The sequence below is a fragment of the Stenotrophomonas sp. STEN063 genome (assembly GCF_056854515.1).
This window is the reverse complement of the sequence record NZ_JBXFWF010000034.1, coordinates 26208-46666: the sequence shown is the minus strand read 5'-3', so window position 1 is coordinate 46666 and position 20459 is coordinate 26208. Positions and strand designations below refer to the sequence as shown.

15 protein-coding genes are annotated in these 20459 nt (G+C 63.6%); 9 read left to right on the top strand and 6 right to left on the bottom strand.

Annotated elements, in window-relative coordinates; all coding sequences use genetic code 11:
• The first annotated feature begins 314 nt into the window (after positions 1–314).
• Positions 315–3014, top strand: coding sequence for a DNA gyrase subunit A (gene gyrA, locus AC1VWL_RS10945; RefSeq protein ID WP_482986701.1), 2700 nt, complete (start codon positions 315–317; stop codon positions 3012–3014).
• Between the two features lie 313 nt (positions 3015–3327).
• Positions 3328–4947, top strand: a complete 1620-nt coding sequence (locus tag AC1VWL_RS10940) for an acyl-CoA synthetase (RefSeq protein WP_482986700.1) — start codon at positions 3328–3330, stop codon at positions 4945–4947.
• A gap of 165 nt (positions 4948–5112) precedes the next feature.
• On the opposite strand, the gene AC1VWL_RS10935 is transcribed toward AC1VWL_RS10940, so the two are convergent.
• From AC1VWL_RS10935 to AC1VWL_RS10925, 3 genes are all read right to left on the bottom strand, one after another.
• Positions 5113–5505: a DUF3037 domain-containing protein gene (locus AC1VWL_RS10935; RefSeq protein WP_481546387.1), complete on the bottom strand. Its 393-nt coding sequence runs from the start codon at positions 5503–5505 to the stop codon at positions 5113–5115.
• Positions 5483–6259 (bottom strand): HipA family kinase, encoded by a 777-nt coding sequence (locus AC1VWL_RS10930; RefSeq protein WP_482986699.1) that lies wholly within the window; start codon positions 6257–6259, stop codon positions 5483–5485. The genes AC1VWL_RS10935 and AC1VWL_RS10930 overlap by 23 nt, the downstream gene beginning before the upstream one ends.
• Positions 6260–6396: 137 nt before the next feature.
• Positions 6397–7590 carry a GGDEF domain-containing protein gene (locus tag AC1VWL_RS10925; RefSeq protein WP_482986698.1) on the bottom strand — a complete coding sequence of 398 codons (1194 nt, stop codon included), beginning with the start codon at positions 7588–7590 and terminating at the stop codon, positions 6397–6399.
• A gap of 131 nt (positions 7591–7721) precedes the next feature.
• Between AC1VWL_RS10925 and AC1VWL_RS10920 the strand changes: the two genes are divergently transcribed.
• On the top strand, positions 7722–8792 hold the full coding sequence (locus tag AC1VWL_RS10920) for a DUF1615 domain-containing protein (RefSeq protein WP_482986697.1): 1071 nt from the start codon (positions 7722–7724) through the stop codon (positions 8790–8792).
• Positions 8793–9156: 364 nt separating this feature from the next.
• Here AC1VWL_RS10920 and fabR read toward each other — a convergent pair whose 3' ends face one another.
• On the bottom strand, positions 9157–9819 hold the full coding sequence (gene fabR / locus AC1VWL_RS10915) for an HTH-type transcriptional repressor FabR (protein ID WP_282266051.1): 663 nt from the start codon (positions 9817–9819) through the stop codon (positions 9157–9159).
• Positions 9820–9912: 93 nt separating this feature from the next.
• Here fabR and AC1VWL_RS10910 point away from each other — a divergent pair, with 93 nt between their 5' ends.
• Together AC1VWL_RS10910 and AC1VWL_RS10905 are read left to right on the top strand one after the other, a co-directional pair.
• Complete coding sequence (locus AC1VWL_RS10910) at positions 9913–10965, top strand: ferredoxin reductase (RefSeq protein ID WP_482986696.1); 1053 nt, start codon at positions 9913–9915, stop codon at positions 10963–10965.
• Between the two features lie 3 nt (positions 10966–10968).
• A complete protein-coding gene (locus tag AC1VWL_RS10905) occupies positions 10969–12096 on the top strand; it encodes a fatty acid desaturase family protein (RefSeq protein ID WP_482986695.1) in 1128 nt (375 codons plus the stop codon).
• A 70-nt stretch (positions 12097–12166) separates the two neighbouring features.
• Here the strand turns inward: AC1VWL_RS10905 and AC1VWL_RS10900 are convergent, their stop codons facing one another.
• The gene (locus AC1VWL_RS10900; RefSeq protein WP_482986694.1) at positions 12167–13369 is read right to left on the bottom strand and encodes an acyltransferase family protein; all 1203 of its coding nucleotides are present in this window, start codon (positions 13367–13369) and stop codon (positions 12167–12169) included.
• Positions 13370–13523: 154 nt separating this feature from the next.
• Between AC1VWL_RS10900 and AC1VWL_RS10895 the strand changes: the two genes are divergently transcribed.
• The 4 genes from AC1VWL_RS10895 to AC1VWL_RS10880 all read left to right on the top strand — a co-directional run bounded on the left by AC1VWL_RS10895 (position 13524) and on the right by AC1VWL_RS10880 (position 18938).
• Complete coding sequence (locus AC1VWL_RS10895; protein ID WP_482986693.1) at positions 13524–14429, top strand: LytTR family DNA-binding domain-containing protein; 906 nt, start codon at positions 13524–13526, stop codon at positions 14427–14429.
• A 79-nt stretch (positions 14430–14508) separates the two neighbouring features.
• Positions 14509–15291 carry a hypothetical protein gene (locus AC1VWL_RS10890; protein WP_482986692.1) on the top strand — a complete coding sequence of 261 codons (783 nt, stop codon included), beginning with the start codon at positions 14509–14511 and terminating at the stop codon, positions 15289–15291.
• 150 nt (positions 15292–15441) lie between these two features.
• Positions 15442–15762, top strand: a complete 321-nt coding sequence (locus AC1VWL_RS10885) for a hypothetical protein (protein WP_482986691.1) — start codon at positions 15442–15444, stop codon at positions 15760–15762.
• Between the two features lie 287 nt (positions 15763–16049).
• A complete protein-coding gene (locus AC1VWL_RS10880; protein ID WP_482986690.1) occupies positions 16050–18938 on the top strand; it encodes a VIT domain-containing protein in 2889 nt (962 codons plus the stop codon).
• Positions 18939–19105: 167 nt separating this feature from the next.
• Here AC1VWL_RS10880 and AC1VWL_RS10875 read toward each other — a convergent pair whose 3' ends face one another.
• Entirely contained in the window at positions 19106–20452 is a 1347-nt protein-coding gene (locus AC1VWL_RS10875; protein ID WP_282266029.1) for an ABC transporter substrate-binding protein, read from the bottom strand.
• Between the last annotated feature and the right edge of the window lie 7 nt (positions 20453–20459).

Here is a 20459-nt window from a genome sequence, read left to right as displayed (position 1 = left end):
GGGGGTTGGGCCGCCAAATTGTCGGGCCTCGCCTGGCTGGCAACGCGACTGGGGGGTTACGCCCCCCGCCGTGCTGGGCGGGGCTCTACAGGGGAGGGCTCCTGCAAGGGGCGCCGGCAAGGCCCCTGCGGAGCATGGCCCGGCCTTGGCTATGGCAGCCCCTAAGTTCCTGATTTCTTCCGGTAAAAGCCCCCTAAATGGCGGCGAAAAACCTGCCCTTGTGGTAGACTCCGCAGGTTGATCCGAGTTTCCGGCAGGGTGGCCCTTCAGGGTGCCGCCAACGGACGGGATCGCTACCAGACAACGGAACCCGAATGGCAGAAAACGCCAAGGAAATCATCCAGGTCAACCTGGAAGACGAGATGCGCAAGAGCTACCTCGATTACGCGATGAGCGTGATCGTCGGCCGCGCACTCCCCGATGCCCGCGATGGCCTCAAGCCAGTACATCGCCGCGTCCTTTTCGCGATGAACGAGCTGGGCGCGCACAGCAACAAGGCGTACTTCAAGTCGGCGCGTATCGTCGGTGACGTGATCGGTAAGTACCACCCGCACGGCGACCAGTCGGTCTACGACGCGCTGGTGCGCTTGGCGCAGCCATTCTCGCTGCGCTACATGCTGGTGGACGGCCAGGGTAACTTCGGTTCGGTTGACGGCGACTCGGCAGCAGCAATGCGTTATACCGAGGCCCGCATGTCGCGCCTGACGCATGAGCTGATGGCCGATATCGACAAGGAAACCGTCGATTTCCAGCCCAACTACGATGAAAAGGAACTGGAGCCGACGGTCATGCCGACCCGGTTCCCGAACCTGCTGGTCAATGGTTCTGCCGGTATCGCGGTGGGCATGGCGACCAACATCCCGCCGCATAACCTCACCGAAGCCATCACGGCCTGCATCGCGCTGATCGACAATCCGTCGATCGACGTTGATGGTCTGATGGAGCACATCCCGGGCCCGGATTTCCCCACCGCCGGCATTATCAATGGCACTGCCGGCATCATCGCCGGCTACCGCACTGGCCGTGGCCGTGTGCGTATCCGTGCCAAGGCCGATATCGAAGTGGCCGACAATGGTCGCGAGTCGATCATCGTCACCGAGATTCCGTACCAGGTGAACAAGGCGCGGTTGATCGAGAAGATCGCCGAGCTGGTCAAGGAAAAGAAGCTCGAAGGCATCAGTGAGCTGCGCGATGAGTCCGACAAGGACGGCATGCGCATCTACATCGAAATCAAGCGCGGCGAGTCGGCCGAGGTTGTGCTCAACAACCTGTACCAGCAGACCCAGATGGAGTCGGTGTTCGGCATCAACATGGTGGCGCTGGTCGATGGTCGGCCGAAGCTGTTGAACCTCAAGGAAATGCTGGAGGCGTTCATCCGCCACCGCCGTGAGGTTGTCACCCGCCGTACCATCTTTGAACTGCGCAAGGCGCGTGCGCGTGCGCACGTGCTGGAAGGCCTGACGGTTGCCTTGGCCAACATCGATGAAATGATCGAGTTGATCAAGACCTCGGCCAACCCGGCTGAAGCCAAGGAGCGCATGCTCTCCAAGGTGTGGCAGCCAGGTCTGGTTGGCGCCCTGCTGGGCGCTGCCGGCGCCGAGGCATCGCGTCCGGAAGACCTGCCCAAGGGCATTGGCCTGGTCAACGGCAACTACCAGCTCAGCGAAGTCCAGGCAACGCAGATCCTGGAAATGCGCCTGCACCGCCTGACCGGGTTGGAGCAGGACAGGCTGACCGAAGAGTACAAGCAGCTGCTGGAATTCATCGCCGGCCTGATCCGCATCCTGGAAAACCCGGACGTGCTGCTGCAGGTCATCCGCGAAGAGCTGGAGAGCGTGCGTGCCGAGTTCGGCGACGAGCGCCGCAGCGAGATCCGCCACAGCGAAGAAGACCTGGATATCCTGGATCTGATTGCGCCGGAAGACGTGGTGGTGACGCTGTCGCGTGCCGGTTACGTCAAGCGCCAGCCAGTCAGCGCCTACCGTGCGCAGCGCCGCGGTGGCCGCGGCCGCAGCGCCGCAGCGACCAAGGACGAGGATTTCATCGAGCAGCTGTGGCTGGTCAACACGCACGACACGCTGCTGACCTTCACCAGTTCTGGCAAGGTGTTCTGGTTGCCGGTGCATCAGTTGCCGGAGGCCGGTTCCAATGCACGTGGCCGTCCGATCATCAACTGGATCGCGTTGGAGAACGGTGAGCGCGTGCAGGCCGTGTTGCCGGTGCGCGAGTACGACGAGAACCACTTCGTGTTCTTCGCCACCCGCAACGGTACGGTCAAGAAGACTCCGCTGAGCGAGTTCGCGTTCCGTCTGGCGCGCGGCAAGATCGCCATCAACCTGGACGACGGCGACGCGCTGGTTGGCGTTGGCCTGACCGATGGTGAGCGTGACATCGTGCTGTTCGCCTCCAACGGCAAGACCGTGCGCTTTGGCGAAGACAAGGTCCGCTCGATGGGCCGCACCGCCACCGGCGTGCGCGGTATCAAGATGCCCAAGGGCGAGGAAGTGGTCAGCCTGATCGTCGCCGAGAGTGCCGGCGGGGTTGAGGATGAGAACGAAGAGGACAATGGCGTCGAGGAAGTGGCAGCGGACAGCGGCGAGATCGTCGAAACCGCAGACGATGCCGGCGTGCAGTACATCCTGACCGCGACCGAGAACGGCTATGGCAAGCGCACCCCGCTGGCGGATTACCCGCGCAAGGGCCGCGGCACCCAGGGCGTGATCGGTATCCAGACCAGCGAGCGCAACGGCAAGTTGGTCAGCGCGGTGTTGCTGGGTACTGGCGATGAAGTGCTGTTGATTTCCGACGGTGGCACCCTGGTGCGTACCCGTGGCTCGGAGATCTCGCGCGTCGGCCGTAACACCCAGGGCGTGACCCTGATCCGTCTGTCCAAGGGCGAGAAGCTGCAGGCGGTTGAACGCCTGGATGCTTCGCTCGATGCCGAGGACGAGGTGCTGGAAGAGGATGCTGCAGGTACCGTGGAAGCAGTGGCACCGGCAGCGCCGGAGGCCTGATTCTTCGGGCTTTGAGTTTGGAAAAAGCGCCGGCATGCCGGCGCTTTTTTTGTGCTCTTGTCTGGCTTTATCAGCCAGGAGCTTGCCCTCACCCCAACCCCTCTCCCGCGCGCGGGAGAGGGGCTGACGCACCGCGAGCGCAAGCATTGCTAGCCCCTCTCCCGTTCACGGGAGAGGGGTTGGGGTGAGGGCAAGCTCCTGGCCAGCAGCCTCAAATCCCAAGCCAAATCCCTGCGACTAATGTCGCAGCGACATTCCGTGCCAGCTGTCCGACTCTCTACCGGCAACATCCTTGGAGAGGGAGAGGCACCAGATGTACCAGGATCTCGGTCGCAACCAGGCCAACTACACCGCGCTGTCGCCGTTGAGCTTCCTGCGCAAGGCGGCAACCGTGTATCCGCAGCGCGTGGCGGTCATCCACGGGGAGCGCCGCCTGGATTGGGTGCAGGTCTACCAGCGCTGCCGTCGGCTGGCTTCGGCCCTGCAACGCCTGGGTATCGGCAAAGGCGATACGGTTGCCGCGCTGCTGCCCAACACTCCAGCAATGATCGAACTGCATTACGGGCCGGCGATGCTCGGCGCGGTGTTGAACACGCTCAACACCCGGCTTGATGCGCAGACCCTGGCTTTCATGCTCGACCATGGCGAGGCCAAAATCGTATTCAGCGACCGTGAGTTCGCACCGCTGATGGAACGGGCGTTGGCACTGTGCAAGCAGCCGCCGCAGGTCATCGACGTCGATGATGCAGAGATAGAAAGCGGTGCGTTCCTTGGTGAGATCGAGTACGAGGCGCTGCTGGCCGCCGGCGACCCTGACTTCGCGTTCGAGCTACCAGTCGATGAGTGGGATGCCATCACTCTGAACTACACCTCGGGTACCACTGGTGATCCCAAAGGCGTGGTCTATCACCATCGCGGCGCGTACTTGAATGCGGTTGCGAACATCATCGACTGGGGCATGCCACAACACCCGGTGTACCTGTGGACGCTGCCGATGTTCCACTGCAACGGCTGGTGTTTCCCGTGGACCATGGCTGCGGTGGCCGGCACCCAGGTCTGCATGCGCCGGTTTGATCGCAAGCGTGTGCTGGAGTTGATGCGCGAGCATGGCGTCAGCCACTACTGCGGCGCGCCGGTCATCCATGCCGCACTCGCCGCTGCGCCGGAGGAAAGCAAGCAGGGCTTGGTCGGTATCAAGGGCCAGGTCGCGGGTGCGGCGCCGCCGGCAGCAGTGCTGGAGGAAATGGAGCGCATGGGCGTGGAGATCACCCACGTCTACGGCCTGACCGAGGTCTATGGCCCGGCGTCGATCTGCCAGCCGCAGGCCGAGTGGGCGCAGCTGCCAATTGCAGAACGTGCCGAGCTCAACAGCCGCCAGGGCGTGGCCTGCCTGCTGCAGGAAGACATGCAGGTACTGGACCCGGAGACTCTGCAGCCGGTGCCATGGGATGGCATCAGCGTTGGCGAGATCATGTTCCGCGGCAATATCACCATGCAGGGCTATTTGAAGAATCCGCGAGCAACGGCTGAGGCGTTCGCCGGCGGTTGGTTCCATACCGGTGATCTGGCGGTGGTGTATGCCAACGGCGCGGTGAAGATCCGCGATCGCTCCAAGGATGTGATCATCTCCGGGGGCGAGAACATCTCGTCGCTGGAGGTGGAAGATGTGCTGTGCCGGCACCCGGCGGTATTGGCGGCTGCGGTGGTCGCGCGACCGGATCCGAAGTGGGGCGAAACGCCTTGCGCCTTTGTTGAGTTGAAGGAAACCTCGCATCTGGAATCGGCCGAGGCGTTGGCGCATTGCCGCCAGCATCTGGCCGGTTTCAAGCTGCCGAGGCGCTTTGTCTTCGGTCCGCTGCCGCGCACGGCGACGGGCAAGGTGCAGAAGTTCAGCCTCCGCGACGTCGCCAGGGAGCTGGTCGATATCGAGTGATGCGCCAGCCTGTCGGTGAGGCGAGCTCCGTAGTGCCGAGCCATGCTCGGCATGGGCATTACCAGTAAAGCCTCTGCCGAGCATGGCTCGGCACTACAGGGAACGCATCTGCCGGGCATAGCTCGGCTCTGCAGGTGCGATTGGCGCCGCGTCCCGGGCGGTGACTCAGCGCGGCGTACGCACCATGCGTTCGAGCAGGTGCTCGACGATGCCGGCGGGGTTGGCGGTGCGGCCTACGTGGGTGACCGAGGTCTGCACCACCGAGCTGCGCTTGGCGGTCAGGAAGTGGAAGCGGGCGCGCGGTGGCAACTGTGCGATCGGCCCGGCACCTGGCTCACCACGGCAGATCGCGACGATGGCATCCAGCCACGGCTGCACACCAGCCAGATCAAGTTGCGGTGCAAACGCCTGCAACCGCGCGACATCGATCTCGATGGCGGCCTGCAGGTGTCCTGCGCTGGGGCAGGAGACGATCACGCCGACGTTGATGAATTCTTCGCGCTCCACCCGCGGTACGACGCGGATGATGGCGTAATCATAGGTGTGCAGCGTGGGCACGGATGGCCTCCTGTACGAAGGCTTCGCGCAATTGCAGGCGGCGCTTCAAATAGCTGGCGTAAGCAGAACGGTAGGCTGTCGCATCGGCAAAGGCGGGCTCATTCTGCAGCCAGCTGTCTGGAATCTGCGCGACGATGCCGTCGATGACCGCGTCGGTCAGCAGGGGAGCCAGCGCCGCGTCGGCGTCGGCGATGCGGCTGGCGACTGGCAGCAGCACGTGGTCCTTGATCAATACGAAAGGCTTGCCGCAGGCCTCGCCGGCGTTCTCCCAGTCGTGGTGGAAGTACAGCGCCGCGCCGTGATCGATCAGGTAGAGCTTGCGGTGCCAGACCATCAGGTTGGGGTTGCGCGCGGTGCGGTCCACGTTGCTGGTGTACGCATCAAACCAGACGATGCGCGAAGCCAGTTCGGCATCCGGTTGCATCGCCGCAGGGTCGTAATTGATCGCGCCGGGCAGGTAGTCGCTGCCGAGGTTGGTACCTTCGCTGGCGCGGATCAGGTCCTGGATCTCCGGGTCGGGCTCGGTACGGGCGAACTCGCGGTCCAGTTCGACCAGGACGATGTCCGGCATCGGCAGGCCCAGCGCCTGTGCAAGCCGACCAACCACCAGCTCGGCGATCAGTGCCTTGGGGCCTTGGCCGGCGCCGCGGAACTTGATGACGTACATGCCATCGTCGTCGGCTTCGATCACCGCTGGCAGTGAGCCGCCTTCGCGCAGCGGGGTGATGTAGCGGGTGGCGTGAACAGTTTTCACGGGAGTACGCGGTCAGAAAGAAAGGCAAGCCTAGCGCAAAGCCGGTGTGTTCGGTGGCTCGCTGGTTGCCCCCGGCGCTGGACGCATGCCGTGGATGACAGGGCGTGGCTGTGCGATCTGTGGCGTGGAGTCGTTAGTCAAAGTGAAGAGTGGTGGATGAGGTGGATACTGCCAGTGCCGCCCTGCGATGGGCTGGCAATCACCCGGTTGCGTCCTTCGCGCTTGGCCTGATACACGGCCAGGTCGGCGCGCTCCAAGGCGCTTTCCAGATCGTCCGCTGCTGCCACCATGGTGACGCCAAAGCTGGCGGTGATGGTCTGCTTCGCCGGTGAGCAGTGCATCTCGCTGATGCCAGCACGTATGCGTTCGGCGACGCGGGCAGCGGTGGCCAGATCAGCGCAGCGCAACAACAGTACAAATTCCTCGCCGCCGAAGCGCGCGACCAGATCGCCAGGACGGGTCATCTGCTGCAGCAGTACACCGACCTGCCGCAACACGTTGTCGCCGGCGGCATGGCCCCAGGTGTCATTGACCTGCTTGAAATGATCGACATCGCAGGCAAGCAACGCCCACTGGTTGGCGGGGCCGTGTTGCAGGCGCTGGTTCGCTATCTCGAAGAAGGCGCGGCGGTTGAGCAGCAGGGTGAGCGGATCATGGTTGCGCTCATGGCGCAGCTCTCCCATCAGTTGCTGGGCCAGCCCACCCAGCAGCAGGAACAGCAGCCACAGGTTGAGCAGCAGGTTGAAGGCCAGCATCCACAGCCACAGGCCGGAACGCGGCAAGCCGCTGCTGGTGAACCAGCCGGCCAGCAACCAGGCCAACAGCGGACGCAGGATCGCGTATGCCACCAGCAGCAGATAGGTCCTGCGTAGCAGGCGCTCGAAGAGAGTGTCCGGTTGCTCGCGGCCAAACAGCGCCTGTAGTGCCAGGGCGAGCAGCAGGCCCATGCCCAGGTTGAGGAAAACGATGCGTGCGCCCAGCACGTCGCTGAGCCTGGAGAAGCAGAACAATGCGAACAGGGTGATCAGGCTGATGGCCAGCGCGGCCGGGACCGGCACTCTGCCGCCGGATCTGAGCGCGAAACCCTGCGCCGTGGCCCAACTGCCCGCACAGTACAAGGCGCCGGTCAGCACCGACCAGGTCGCCAGCCGGTTGTTGTCCATCAGGATCTGTGCGGCCAGCGGAAAGGCAGTGCAGATATAGCCGGCCGCCAGCCACAGCAGGTAGCGGTGGTCGCGTAATGAACGCCAACCGGCCAGCAGCGCCAGTCCCAGCAGCAGGGAGGTAGCGGGGACTACAAGTGGGAAGTACTGTTCAGCGGTGGCGCTCAAGGGTCAAGCCACGTTCGACGAATTGGATAGGCGAGGGTGCGAAGTATATGGGCAGGCAGGCGATATGCGATGGTTGGCGCAGCACGCGCACGGCTTCCGCTTGGTGGTGCAGCGGAGTCGGGACGAAGGCCGTGCTGGGCCTGTTTGCGGCCTTGGCGCTGGCGTCCTGCAGTACCGTGCCATCGCCTGCGCCGGGCCCATCGGCAACGCAGGTGCGCGATGAGGTCGTGCGGCGCATTCCGCCGACCGTCGATGATCGCATTGGTTGGGCAAGCGATATCCGCGTGGCCTTCGAGGCGCAAGGCATCGAGGCGTCGGTCGAGAACATCTGCGCGACCTTGGCGGTGATCGAACAGGAATCTGGCTATCGCTCCAATCCCGACGTAGCCAATCTGCCGCGGATTGCCCGGGGCGAAATAGACCGCCGTGCCGCTGCCATCCACATTCCCAAACTACTGGTGGATGCCGGCCTGAAGGTGAAGGGCGGCGACGGGCGCAGCTACGGTGAGCAGTTGGCGCGGGTGCGCAGCGAACGAGACCTGAGTGAGTTGTACGAGGAGATCATTGGCCGCGTGCCGATGGGGCAGCGCTTGTTTGCCGGCAAGAATCCCGTGCAGACCGGCGGCGCGATGCAGGTAAGCATTCCGTTTGCGCAGGCCAATGCACAGAACTACCCCTATCCGGTGTCGCGCAGCATCCGCGATGAAGTATTCACCCGGCGCGGCGGCGTGTACTTCGGCATCGCCCATCTGCTCGACTATCAGACGCCCTATACGCAGAAGGTGCATCGTTTCGCTGATTACAACGCGGGCCGTTACGCCAGTCGCAATGCGGCGTTCCAGAGCGCGGTGAGCAGCCTGACCGGTGTTTCGCTCGCGCTGGATGGCGATCTGCTGGTGCCGGATGCGCCCATCGACAAGCCAGGCCAGACCGAACTGGCGGTGCGCAGGCTGGCGCCGCGACTGGGTATGGATGAGCGTGAGATACGGCGCGCGCTTGCGCTGTCGGATCGCCTGGATTTCAGTGGTAGCGCGCTGCACTCGCAGGTGTTCGCCATGGCGGATGCACGCGCCGGGAAGGCCGTGCCGCGTGCCTTGATTCCCGGCATTCGCCTGGACAGCCCCAAGATCACCCGCGAACTGACCACCGAGTGGTTCGCCAACAGGGTGGACAGCCGTTACCGCCAATGCCTGCAAAGGTAGTGCCGAGCCATGCTCGGCAGCGGCGTTACCGATAAGCAGATTGTAGGAGCGGCGTCAGCCGCGAAGCCGACGCCAATGAAGTGCGGGAAGAGCTGCGATCTGGCAGATCAGCAGCTTCGCGGCTTACGCCGCTCCCAAAAAATCCTGATCCGCGCGTCAGCTTGATGACCGCTACGGCCAATGGCGCAGCGTAGTGCCGAGCCACGCTCGGCAGGGGCTTTACCGATACACAGTCTGTAGGAGCGGCGTAAGCCGCGAAGCCGACGCCAATGAAATTGTGCAGGAGTAACCGTGATCAGATGGACCACCAGCTTCGCCGCTGACGCTGCTCCCACAACCGCACAATATCGTTTGGCTTGCTTCTTCAGGCCTTGACCGGGCGCCGTGCCAGCGCGCGGGCGCCGGTGATGATCATGCGGATCATCTGCGACATTTCCTCGATCAGTTCAGGGTCGCGCTCTTCGGGCAGATCAATCGCACTGCCGCCCATCGCGAACACCAGCCGGGTAATGGCTTTGGCGGCCAGCGCGGGTTCGTGCAGGGTTGCACCGTCCAGTGCAGCCAGTCGCACCAGGTCGGCTTTCAGCTCTTCCTCGAAGTACCCCAACTCGCGGTCCACCGCATGCTTGAACGCATCCGAGCCGGCCGTGCCTTCACGCAGCAGCACATGCATCAGCCGGTCGTCGGCGCGCAGCTGCTCCATGAAGGTTTCCACCGACAGACGGATCACGCCGCGGTTGCTGTCGGCTGCGCGCAACCGCGCCTGACCGATGATGGTGCGCAGCGAACGGCCGGCCAGGTCTATCAGGGCAACCGTCAGTTCGTCCATGTCGCGGAACTGGCGATAGAACGAATTTGGGGCGATCCCGGCCTCGCGCGCGACCTCGCGCAGGCTCAGCGTGGACACGCTGCGGTGCGGGCCGATGAGGGCGAGGGCGGCGGCCAGCAGGTCGTCACGCGAGATGGAAGCCTTGCGCGCCGGGTGCAGGTCGTCTTGTGCGGGCAGGGGCTGTTCGCGTGCTGTCATGGGGCTCGGGCCGGTCAGGTGCGTGAATCATAGCCTGTACTGGCAATATACAACTGTATACACAGTCGTATGCTCGGACGTATAGTGCGCCCCATGAGTGCTGTCTACCGCAATACCGCGCCGCCACCGATCCCGTGGCTGAGCGAAGGCTTCTTTGATTTCTGGTCCACCCGGGTGCATCCGCTGTGGACGCTGCGGCGGCCAGTGGCCCGGCTGGTGGCGCGCCACAAGGCCAGCGCCGACGCCGTCACCCTGGAATTGCAGCCCAATCGCCACTTCCGTGGCCTGCAGGCCGGGCAGCACGTCAATCTGGGCGCGGAACTGGATGGCCGCCTTACCACGCGCAGTTACAGCCCTGTCCTGCTTGAAAATGGTCGTCTGGCGATCACGGTCAAGCGTATTGCCGGTGGCAAGCTCAGTCAGTACCTGTCTGAACAGGCGGGCATCGGCGAGGTGTTTGCCCTGGGGCAGGCCTTTGGCGAGATGCTGCTGCCAGCAACGCCGCCGCCGAAGCTGCTGATGCTGGCTGCAGGCAGCGGTATCACCCCGATGCGCGCCTTGCTGCGGCAGTTGGATGCACAGGGCATGCCGGGCTCCGTGGACCTGATCTATTGGGTACGTCAGCGCGAGCAGTTGTGCTTCATCGATGAGTTCAATGCCATCGCCGCCCGCCACCCGTCGTTCCGTCTGCATCTGGCGGTGACCGCTGAGGGCGCCGCGCGCGTGGACAGTCATGATCTCGACTGCCTTGGGGATCTGCAGGCAGCGCATGTGCTGGCCTGCGGCCCGGGCGGTTTTGCCAATGCCGCCCGCGCACGTCTGCAGGACCAGGTGGCGCATTTCGACAGCGAGGCGTTCAGCGTGCCGCAGCTGGCCGAGGTGGAGCAGGGCAGTGTGCAGATCCAGCTGCTGAAGACCGGTCGCACGCTCACCGTGCCGCGCGGGCTTGCCTTGCTGCCTGCGCTGGAAGCGGCCGGCATCAAGCCAGCCAGTGGCTGCCGGATGGGCATCTGCAACACCTGTGTCTGCGGCAAGGCCTCGGGCATCACCCGCCACACCGTGACTGGTGATTACACCAGCGAACCTTCCGTGCCGCTCAAACTGTGCGTCAGCAGCGCCAGTACCGATCTGACCCTGGAGCTGTAAGTCATGTCTTCCGTGCACAACCGCGTGCTGTCAGCTGCCGAACTGCAGACCTTCGGTGATGAACTCGACGCCGTAAAAGCCCGCCATCAGGCCTTGCTGGGTGCCAGCGATGCCCGCTACATCCGCCGGATCGTCGCGGCGGTGCGTTGGACCGGTGTCGCCGGACGCGCCCTGTTGTTCCTGGGCGCATTCGTGCACAGCGTGCTGGTGCCGGCATGGATTGCTGGCGTGCTGCTGCTCGCGCTGTCCAAGATCCTGGAAAACATGGAGCTGGCGCATAACGTCATCCACGGGCAGTACGACTGGATGGGCGACCCGCAGCTGCAGGGCAAGACCTACGAATGGGATATCGCCGGCACTTCGGAGAACTGGCGCAAGACCCATAACTTCCGCCACCACACCTATACCAATGTGCGCGGGCTGGACGATGACATCGGCTACGGTCTGCTGCGGATCTTCCCGGAGCAGCGTTGGCATCCGTTTTTCCTGGCCCAGCCGTTCGTGGCGGTGGTGTTCGCGCTGCTGTTCGAGTGGGGCATCGCGATACAGGATCTGCGCATCGGTCGCGTGCTGGTCGGCAAGATGACCCTCAAGCAGCTGTGGCACCAGGCCCGCCCGGTCGGTCGCAAGGCGATGCTGCAGGTCCTGAAGGACTACGTGCTGTTCCCCGCATTGGCCGGCCCGTTCTTCCTGCCGGTGCTGCTTGGCAACGTGGCGGCCAATATCATCCGCAACGTCTGGACCTACGTGGTGATCTTCTGTGGTCATTTCACCGCCGATGCCGAGACCTTCCCCAAGGAATGCATCCGCAACGAAGGCCGTGGCCATTGGTACCTGCGCCAGCTGCGCGGATCGTCCAACCTGACCGGCGGCAAGTGGATGGACGTGATGACCGGCAACCTCAGCCATCAGATCGAGCACCATTTCTACCCGGATATCCCCGCCAACCGCTACGCGGCGATGGCGGTGGAGGTGAAGGAGATCTGCGCGCGTTACGGCCAGCACTACAACACCGGTTCGCTGCCGCGCCAGTTCGGCCAGGTGATGTGGCGCATCCTGCGCCATGCCTTCCCGAGCAAGCCGGCACCGGAACGGCCGTTGGTTGCTGAGCCGCGCGCCGAAGTTGGCTGAGTTGCTTGCACCCCCGGCAGGCACGCGCCATGGGTCGGACGAAAGCATGGTTGTCTGGTGTGAGCGCCGATCAGTCTCCCAGTTCGCTCACGGCCTTGGCAGATGTTCGGGAGGTGCGGACTGTCGGCTGGTCGCGCAAGCCAAACAGTGGCCGCAGTAGCCCGCTGCGGCGGATCAGTTCATAGGCGCCAAGGCATAAAGCGAACGTCACTGCGATCAGGATGGCTGCCTCGATGCCAGGGCTCAGCTGCAGCGGCTTGAGCTTGTGTGCCAGCACGACAATCACTGTCTGGTGCAGGATGTAGAGCGGGAACACCGCCAGGGTGAGATAACGCAGGATCGGGCTGTCGGCCTCGCGCCAACGGTAGGCAAAGCCCAGCAAGGCGGCGATCGCGCACCATTGGTCCACCGCCCAGGCAACCCGGAGCGCAAGGCGAAGCGCCAGCGGCGGCGGTTGCGCGTCGTTGTAGCCGGCGAAGTACCAGGTGTGGATCAGCGCTGCATAGCAGACGCCTGCCATGGTCAGTGACAGCCAGCGCAGGCGCTGCAGCGACTCCCAGAACCGGCTGCTGAAGGCGGCGAGATAACCGATCAGGAACACGCTGCCGTACTGGGCATGGTTGTACCAGTCATCGGTCAGCGCATGGGTCTGCTCGAAGCGGTTGACCAGCAACAGACGCGCGATGGCCAGGACTGCCACCGGGACAATCAACGCGCCCCAGCCGTTCAAGGCTAGACCGGTCCATTGGCGCAGGCGCTGCAATGCGGAGCTGGGCAACAGCCGCCACAACAGCCAGGCCAGAACGGTGTAGCTCCACAGATAGGGCAGGAACCAGAGGTGGTTCCAGGTCGGGACGCGCAGGCAGCCGTCGCTGTCACAGAAACCCTGGTAACCGCTGAGGTACTTGCCGTAGAACGCCCAGTAGGACTCGCTGTATCCGCCGGGTAGTTGCTCGACCACCTGGTAGTAGGCCTGTGGTGGCACGATCACCGCCATCCCGAACAGCAATGGCAGCAGCAACTGCCATGAGCGGCGGCGCAGTAGGCCGGCAGACTGGCGTTCGAACATGAAGGCGGTGGCGACACCGGAGATCAGGAACAGCAGCGACATCCGCCATGGCGAGGTCAGCAGCATGAACGGCTCCGGCGCAATGCCCGCGGCCGGGCTTTTGACGTGCCAGTCCCAGCTCACGTAGTACATGCCAACGTGGTAGATGACCAACAAGCCAAAGGCGATTACCCGCAGCCAATCCAGGTCATGGCGTCTGTGCATTGCGTGTCCAGCGTATGGAGAGGGGCGTCATTGCAACCCGGGACGCGCTCCCGCGGTGCAGGAAGGGCCGATCTGCGGGGGTCTGGGGACGAGTGGCGGCGATCCGGGGACGGGCAGCGACGGCTGCGGCGGCCTCGCCGTCTAGAATGCGCAGATGAATCAAGCTGCGTCATCGACCTTGTTGAATCGCTCCATCCCCTGGCGCCAAAGCATGGAGCTGCTGTTCTGGTTGCTGCTGGTGTTGATCAACTGCAGCGGCAATGCGATCACCACCTGGATGGATGCCAATCGCACCGGTGCGCCCACCATGGAATGGTGGGAACCCTGGGTCTGGGAATTCTCCAGTGGACTGGTCTGGCTGCTGTTGCTGGTACCAGCGATCGTCTGGTTCAGCAGGCGCTGGCCGCTGCATCTGGACAACTGGCGACGACGCCTGCCCTGGTACCTGCTGGCCAGCGTGCCGATCTCCCTGCTGCACGTGCTGGCGATGTTCGGGCTGAGAATGCTCGCCTATGCACTGGTGGGGGAGCGCTATCAGGTCGGCTCCTGGCTGGACGAGCTGCTATACGAATACCTCAAGGATGTGCGCACCTACGCCGCCATCCTGTTCTGCATCGATGGCTACCGCTTTCTGCTTCGCCGTCTGCAGGGCGAGGCACAGCTGCTGGCCGAGCCTGATGAAGGGCCGCCGGTGGAGCCCATCGATCATCCGGAGCGGCTGCTGGTCCGCAAGCTGGGCCGTGACTTCCTGATCGCAACGGCCGATATCGAATGGGCGCAGGCCGCCGGCAACTACGTCAACCTGCACCTGCGCGGACACGACTACCCGCTGCGGATCACCATGGCTGCACTGGAGCAGAAATTGGATGCGGCCTGTTTCGTCCGCGTCCATCGCAGTTGGTTGATCAACCTGGCACATCTGGTATCGATCGAACCGCTCGAAGGCGGCGAGGCCTTGCTGCATATGGCTGATGGCAAGCAAGTCGCCTGTAGTCGGCGTTATCTGTCGGCGCTCAAATCAAGGTTGAGCAACCGCCGGGAGGAAGCTGCCTCGCCTTGAGCACGTCTGGGGCGGGGCTCTTGGCGCGCTGGCAAAAAGCGGCACAATGCGTTCATCCGGTCCACACGAGATCATCACGATGCAGAAGTCGGTTCTTGCAGCAGTATTGGCGACAACGATTTCGCTCGCTGCGCTTGTCGTCCAGGCGCAGGAGACACAGCCCTTGTTGAACGAGATGCAGGTGATGGCGGAGGCAGATAAGGCGCTGAATGCAAGGTTTGGCCGCGCTGACTCGATGGTCAATGGACCGCGTTTTGACACGGCCAACAACGCGTGGACGCTGTTGATCGAGCGTGGTGAATCCAGTGCGCTCCACCGTTACCAGATATCCGTCAACGAGACCTCGGGTGAGGTCTGCGTGCGCGAACTACCAGCCACCGATTGCGTCACCAAAGGCAACGCGGAAGCTGCATTGCAGGCAGCACGTGACAAGCGGCAAGCGCTGGCAGAGGCAATGCTGCATCCGGCGCCTGATCTGCAGGGCGTGATGAAGGCGGTCTTGCGGCATCAAACAGCGCCCGGAGGCTATCTGGCAAGCAACCGCATGCCGGTTTATGTCTCCATCCGTTCACCCAAGGGCGAAAGCGCAATTGACCTGTCGTCCGAGTCGATCCGGGACCTTGGAGACCTCGGCGTCAAGCTGATGCCGGGCTCGGCGTGGCAATCACCGAGAGAGGACGCGCGTGTAGACACTTCGATGACGATGGGCTTGGGCATTCCTACCCGGCGTCCGGATGGCGATTACGACCTTGGCTTTGGGTTCTGGTGCGGCGGAACCTGCGGATCGCAGCACGCTGCCGTGCTGCGCCGCGACGCGTCAGGTTGGCGTGTTCTCTCTTCGACGATGACCATGATCTTCTGAGCTGCGTTTGTTCATGCGCGCTTTGCATATACGTGAGTAGTGCGCAACTTGGCGCATGTTGGCTTTACTTGGGCAAGAGGGATTTTCATGAGGCATCAGCGTGCACGTGCAAAAGCCGACTTGGGACCCTTGGATGCAAGGACCATTGGCATGGTGGTACGACCGCTGTTCCGGCGCCGTAATGACTACAGCCAAGCCACTCTCGATGAGCTCCCTTCTGAACTCAGTAGGTTTGGGGTTCTGACCGTCAAAGATCTGCGGCTCCTGATGAAGAAGCACAGACGGACCCTCCTGGAAAACGAGAAGACCAGAATGCGTCATGCGGAGGTGTCATGGCTGGGTCAGCAGGCGGATTCTGCCTATTTCGATGCGTTCGCGGGGAAGTCCTGGTACGCCCTTCCCGGCCTCGTAAGGCAAGCCATGGAACTGGAATTTGGCGAGGAAGCTGCGGTGTATGTTCTGGAACGCTAGTTCCAGCAACTTTGTACGTAGTCACTCCGCAACGGCCGGCTCACAGTGTTCTGGCCTTCTGTGTGGATGCACGCCATCGGATGATGTTCATGTAATGTCAAGACTGTTGCCGGAGGACAGGTCTCACGGGATTTTTTACCGCCAAATCCCGGCACAATGCCGAAAGGGGAACTTGAGTTGGGCAGCCCTGTGAGGGAGGCTGGCGCCAGGAGCGGAATGATCGATCCGCCAACCCCGTTGCGGCTGTTGGTGCGTTTGATCTCCCAACCCTTGGACGGAGTGCTGCGATGAGCCTGGTTATCTGGCGGCGTTGTTGGATGGTTTTCCTGGTGCTGGGCGGGGTAGTGACGCCGGTCGCCGCGCAGCAGGGCAGGGAGGTGACCCAGCCGCCGGTACTGATTGCGATCTCCAAGGACGAGCAGCCAATCCAGCTGCAACGGGCGATCATCGACGGCGAAGTGCAGGCCGGTGTCGCCCAGACCCGGATTGAGCTGGTGTTCCACAACCCCAATCGGCGGGTGATGGAGGGTGAGCTGCAGTTCCCCTTGGCCGATGGCCAGCAGATCAGTGGCTTCGCCCTGGATATCGATGGGCAGCTGCGTGACGCGGTGCCGGTTCCGAAGGAACGTGGGCGGCAGGTGTTCGAGGCGATCACCCGCCAAGGCCAGGACCCGGCGTTGCTTGAGCAGACCGCCGGCAACCAGTTCCGTCTTCGCGTGTATCCCTTGCCTGCTGGCGGCAGCCGCCGGGTGCAGTTGACCATCCGCGAGGTGATGCCGCTGTCCAGCGCGGGCTGGCAATGGCGTTTGCCATTGCAGTTTGCCGCGTCCGCCGGCGAGGTTAGCCTGCGCCTGCGCGCGAGCGGCGCGGACAAACTTGGGCAGGCGCCGTTCCGGCTGATGACCGGCGCGCTGGATTGGCAGGGCAGCGGTCGCCAGTTGCCGGCGCAGCTGCAATGGCAGCTGCCAGCCAAGCCGCAGTGGGCGCTGCGGGCCGCGCGCCACGACGGACAACAGTATCTGCTTGCCCAGCTGCCGGTGGCAGCGCTGGCTGCGCGCCGCATTCCGTCAAAGGTCGGCCTGCTATGGGATGCATCGGGATCGGCGGGGACACGCAACCGGGTGCGCGAGTTCGCGCTGCTCGATCACTATTTCGCAGCGATGGGCGAGGGCAGTGTCGTGTTGACGGTGCTGCGCGATACGCCTGAAGCGGAGCGGCGTTTCAGCATCCGCAACGGTGACTGGAGCGCGTTGCGGCGCGTGCTGGAGCAGACGCCGAACGATGGTGCCAGCGCGCTGGCATCCTGGAAGCCGGATGCAGCGCTCGGCGAATACCTGCTGCTCAGTGATGGCCTGTCCAACTGGGGGGCATCGGTTTCGCCAGTGTTGGCGGCAGACCAGCGCTTGTTCGCAATCAGCAGTGCAGCCGCCGGCGCCGACATGGCGCGCCTGCGTGGTTGGAGCGAGGCGAATGGTGGCAGCCTGGTGCAGCTCGAAATCGACGATGTCGGTGCGGCGGCGAGGCGCTTGCTGGCTGAGCCGACGGCGGTGGAAGTGGCGCCCGCGCCAGGTCTGCATGATGTGGTGATCGACCGCCGCAGCCTGGAGCAAGGCTGGCTGTGGCTGTATGCACGTGCCGATGCGGTGCAGAGCAAGGTGCAGGTGCGGATCAATGGCGGCCAGTGGCAGACACTGAGCGTTGCGCCTGACAACGCTGATGCGCGTCTGATGGCCGGGTTGTGGGCGCAGGCGCGCCTGCAGCAACTGGCTGCGGACCCGCGCGGCAATCGCGAGGCGATGCAGTTGCTGTCGCAGCAGTTCGGCATGGTCAGCGAAGGCAGCTCGCTGCTGGTGCTGGACACGATCGAGGACTACCTGCGTTATGCGATCCGTCCGCCGGCTGCGTTGCGTGCTGAATATGAGCGCCGATTTGCTCGTCAGCTTGCTGACCGCGAGGCTGCGCGTAAAGCCCATCTCGATGATGTGGCCGAGCAATGGAAACAGCGTCAGGCATGGTGGGACAAGCGTTGGCCGAAAGATGCACCGCCGAAGGTGGCGCAGTCTGCGCAGTCGGAGAGGCTTCGTTTGCACGACGCGCCGGCACCGGCAATGGCGTCGCCCTTGCCCGCGCCGCCACCGCCACCCGCTTCGCCCGCTCCGCCCGCGTATGTCGAGGCCGAATCATCGTCATTGGACAGGGTAGTGGTTACCGGCAGCGCTGCTGCTACGCGCCAGTATCCTGCCGTCGATATGCCGGTCAATTCCGGCGAGGTCCAGATCAAGCTCGGCGCCTGGGAGCCGGACTCGCCGATCGCACAGCGCCTGCGCAAGGCACCTGCCGCCGAGTTGTATGCGTGGTATCTGGACGAGCGCGAGGCCAAAGCCAGCAGCAGCGCGTTCTTTCTGGATGTGGCCGATCTGCTGCTTGCTGCTGGGCAGCGTGAGCTTGCGCTGCGGGTATTGTCCAACCTGGCCGAGATGGAGTTGGACAACAGGCACATGCTGCGCGTATTGGGCTATCGCTTGATGCAGGCCGATGCGCCCGCGCTTGCGGTGCCGGTGTTCGAGCAGGTGCTGGTGATGGCTGAGGATGAGCCGCAGAGCTTCCGCGATCTGGGTCTGGCGCTGGAAGCGGCAGGGCGTCCGCAGCAGGCGGTTGATCCGCTGTACCAGGTGGTGCAGCGGCCATGGGACGGTCGCTTCGATGGCGTCGCGTTGATCGCGCTGGATGAGCTGACGAATCTGCTTGCACGTGGTGGCCAGTCGCTGGAAGCAACCCAGGTGGACCCGCGCCTGCGCAAGGCGATGCCACTGGACCTGCGCGTGGTGCTGGCCTGGGACGCGGATAACAGCGACATGGATCTATGGGTGACCGACCCCAACGGCGAACGAGCGTACTACGGCAATCGTTTGACCTATCAAGGTGGGCAGATGTCGCAGGACTTCACCGGCGGTTATGGTCCAGAACAGTTCTCGCTGCGTAATGCCAAGCCGGGCATCTACAAGGTGGAGGCAAACTATTTTGGCAGTCGCCAGCAGTTGGTGACTGGTGCGGCTACTTTGATGCTGCGCTTGAGTACCCATTGGGGTACGCCGAAGCAGAAGGATCAGGCGGTGACCATGCGCCTGCAGGGCGCCACCGATACCGTGTTGGTGGGTGAGTTTGAAGTGCGTTGAGTCAGTTGCTGCGCCAATCTGCGCTTTGTTTGTGGGAGCGGCGTAAGCCGCGAAGCAAACAATGCGTCAGTATGAAGGATTGGCAGCGTCAGCTTCGCGGCTTACGCCGCTCCCACAAAAAAAGGCCGATGCCAGAATGCTGGCATCGGCCTTTCGGTGCCGCTTGCTTACTTGCGACGTGCCAGCAGGCGGTAGCTGCCGGTGGCGTTCGGATCGAAGCTGTGCGCGAACACGATGTAGCGGCCGGCTTCCAGGTCGATTTCCAGGTTCGGATCGAGGCTGGATTCGCTGTCATCCTGCTGGGCGACTTCTTCGCCGTTGCGCATCAGCGTGATCATGCCATCCAGGCTGGACGAGCCTGCGGTCATGCTGATCACGTACTTGCCCTTGCGCGGGATCTCCAGCGTGTACATGTCACGATTGCCAGCACGCAGCTGGCCCTGTACTTCGCGACCGATCTTCAGCTCGGGGCGAATCGGGCCATCGGGCGCGGCTGCAGTGGCGGTAGCCAGCTGGAACACGCCGCCACGGCTGTTCACCGAGCGCACCGAGACGTTGTACTCGCCAGCATCCAGCACCTGGCTGATGCGCGAATTGACACCGCCGCCGCCATCGTCATCACTCAGGGTGATGTCGCCGCCCTGGATGGTCAGCATGGTGTCCAGCTCCTTGCCACTGGCATCGAGCTGCACACGACGCCGTTCCGGCAGGTTCAGCACGAAACTGCGGGTGTCGTCGGCACCGATGAAGCCGCTGACGGTGCCTTCGAGCGGCAGGTTGGTGCCGTCGTTGAAGACCAGGCCTTCGGGGAAATCCGACTGCTCGACGCCAAGGTAGAACGCTCCGGAAGCTTCGCCCAGGCCACCTGCGGTCAGCGTGTAGCGGCCCGGTTGCAGGGGAGCGACCAGGCGCGAGTTGAGGTTGCTGCCACCGTCATCGTCTTCCAGGTTGAGGCCGTTGCCGCTCAGTTCGAGACGGGCATCGAACTCGCTGGATTCGAGGTTGATGGTGTACAGGCCGGGCTTGTCGACCTGCAGGACGAAGGTCTTGTCGCCGTTGCTCAGCCAATCGGTGACCCGGCGGCCAGCGGTCAGCGGCTTGCCGTCATAGGCGACGATGGGTTCGGCCGACAGCTGGAACGGGCCGAAGGCGCGGGCATCGGCGCCGCTGACGGCGACCAGGTACTGGCCGGCCTTGTCGGCGCGCATGCTCAGCGTGGCATTGCCTTCGTCACTGCCATCGGTGCGGGATACCAGTACGTCGCGGTTGAACACGGCCAGCGAGCCTTTGAGCGCGCCGTTGAGCTTCAGCGATACCGCCTGGCCGGCGCCCATCTGCAGCGAGAACAGCTGGCTGCGGGTGCCGTCGCTGTAATTGATCTGGCTGGAAGAGGTGATTTCGCCGGATACATCGCCGTCAACGGCGAGTGGGCGGGCCGGGCCGGCGGCATGCGCGGGGGCGTGCACGGCGGCGGCAATGGCAAGGGACAGCAGTCCGGCTGCAAGTCGCTTCACTTTAACT

Coding starts and splice junctions, on each gene's coding strand:
- AC1VWL_RS10905 (WP_482986695.1), top strand. CDS start 10,969: ATGTCTTCCGTGCACAACCGCGTGCTGTCAGCTGCCGAACTGCAGACC.
- AC1VWL_RS10910 (WP_482986696.1), top strand. CDS start 9,913: ATGAGTGCTGTCTACCGCAATACCGCGCCGCCACCGATCCCGTGGCTG.
- AC1VWL_RS10895 (WP_482986693.1), top strand. CDS start 13,524: ATGAATCAAGCTGCGTCATCGACCTTGTTGAATCGCTCCATCCCCTGG.
- AC1VWL_RS10885 (WP_482986691.1), top strand. CDS start 15,442: ATGGTGGTACGACCGCTGTTCCGGCGCCGTAATGACTACAGCCAAGCC.
- AC1VWL_RS10940 (WP_482986700.1), top strand. CDS start 3,328: ATGTACCAGGATCTCGGTCGCAACCAGGCCAACTACACCGCGCTGTCG.
- AC1VWL_RS10900 (WP_482986694.1), bottom strand. CDS start 13,369: ATGCACAGACGCCATGACCTGGATTGGCTGCGGGTAATCGCCTTTGGC.
- fabR (WP_282266051.1), bottom strand. CDS start 9,819: ATGACAGCACGCGAACAGCCCCTGCCCGCACAAGACGACCTGCACCCG.
- AC1VWL_RS10890 (WP_482986692.1), top strand. CDS start 14,509: ATGCAGAAGTCGGTTCTTGCAGCAGTATTGGCGACAACGATTTCGCTC.
- AC1VWL_RS10880 (WP_482986690.1), top strand. CDS start 16,050: ATGAGCCTGGTTATCTGGCGGCGTTGTTGGATGGTTTTCCTGGTGCTG.
- gyrA (WP_482986701.1), top strand. CDS start 315: ATGGCAGAAAACGCCAAGGAAATCATCCAGGTCAACCTGGAAGACGAG.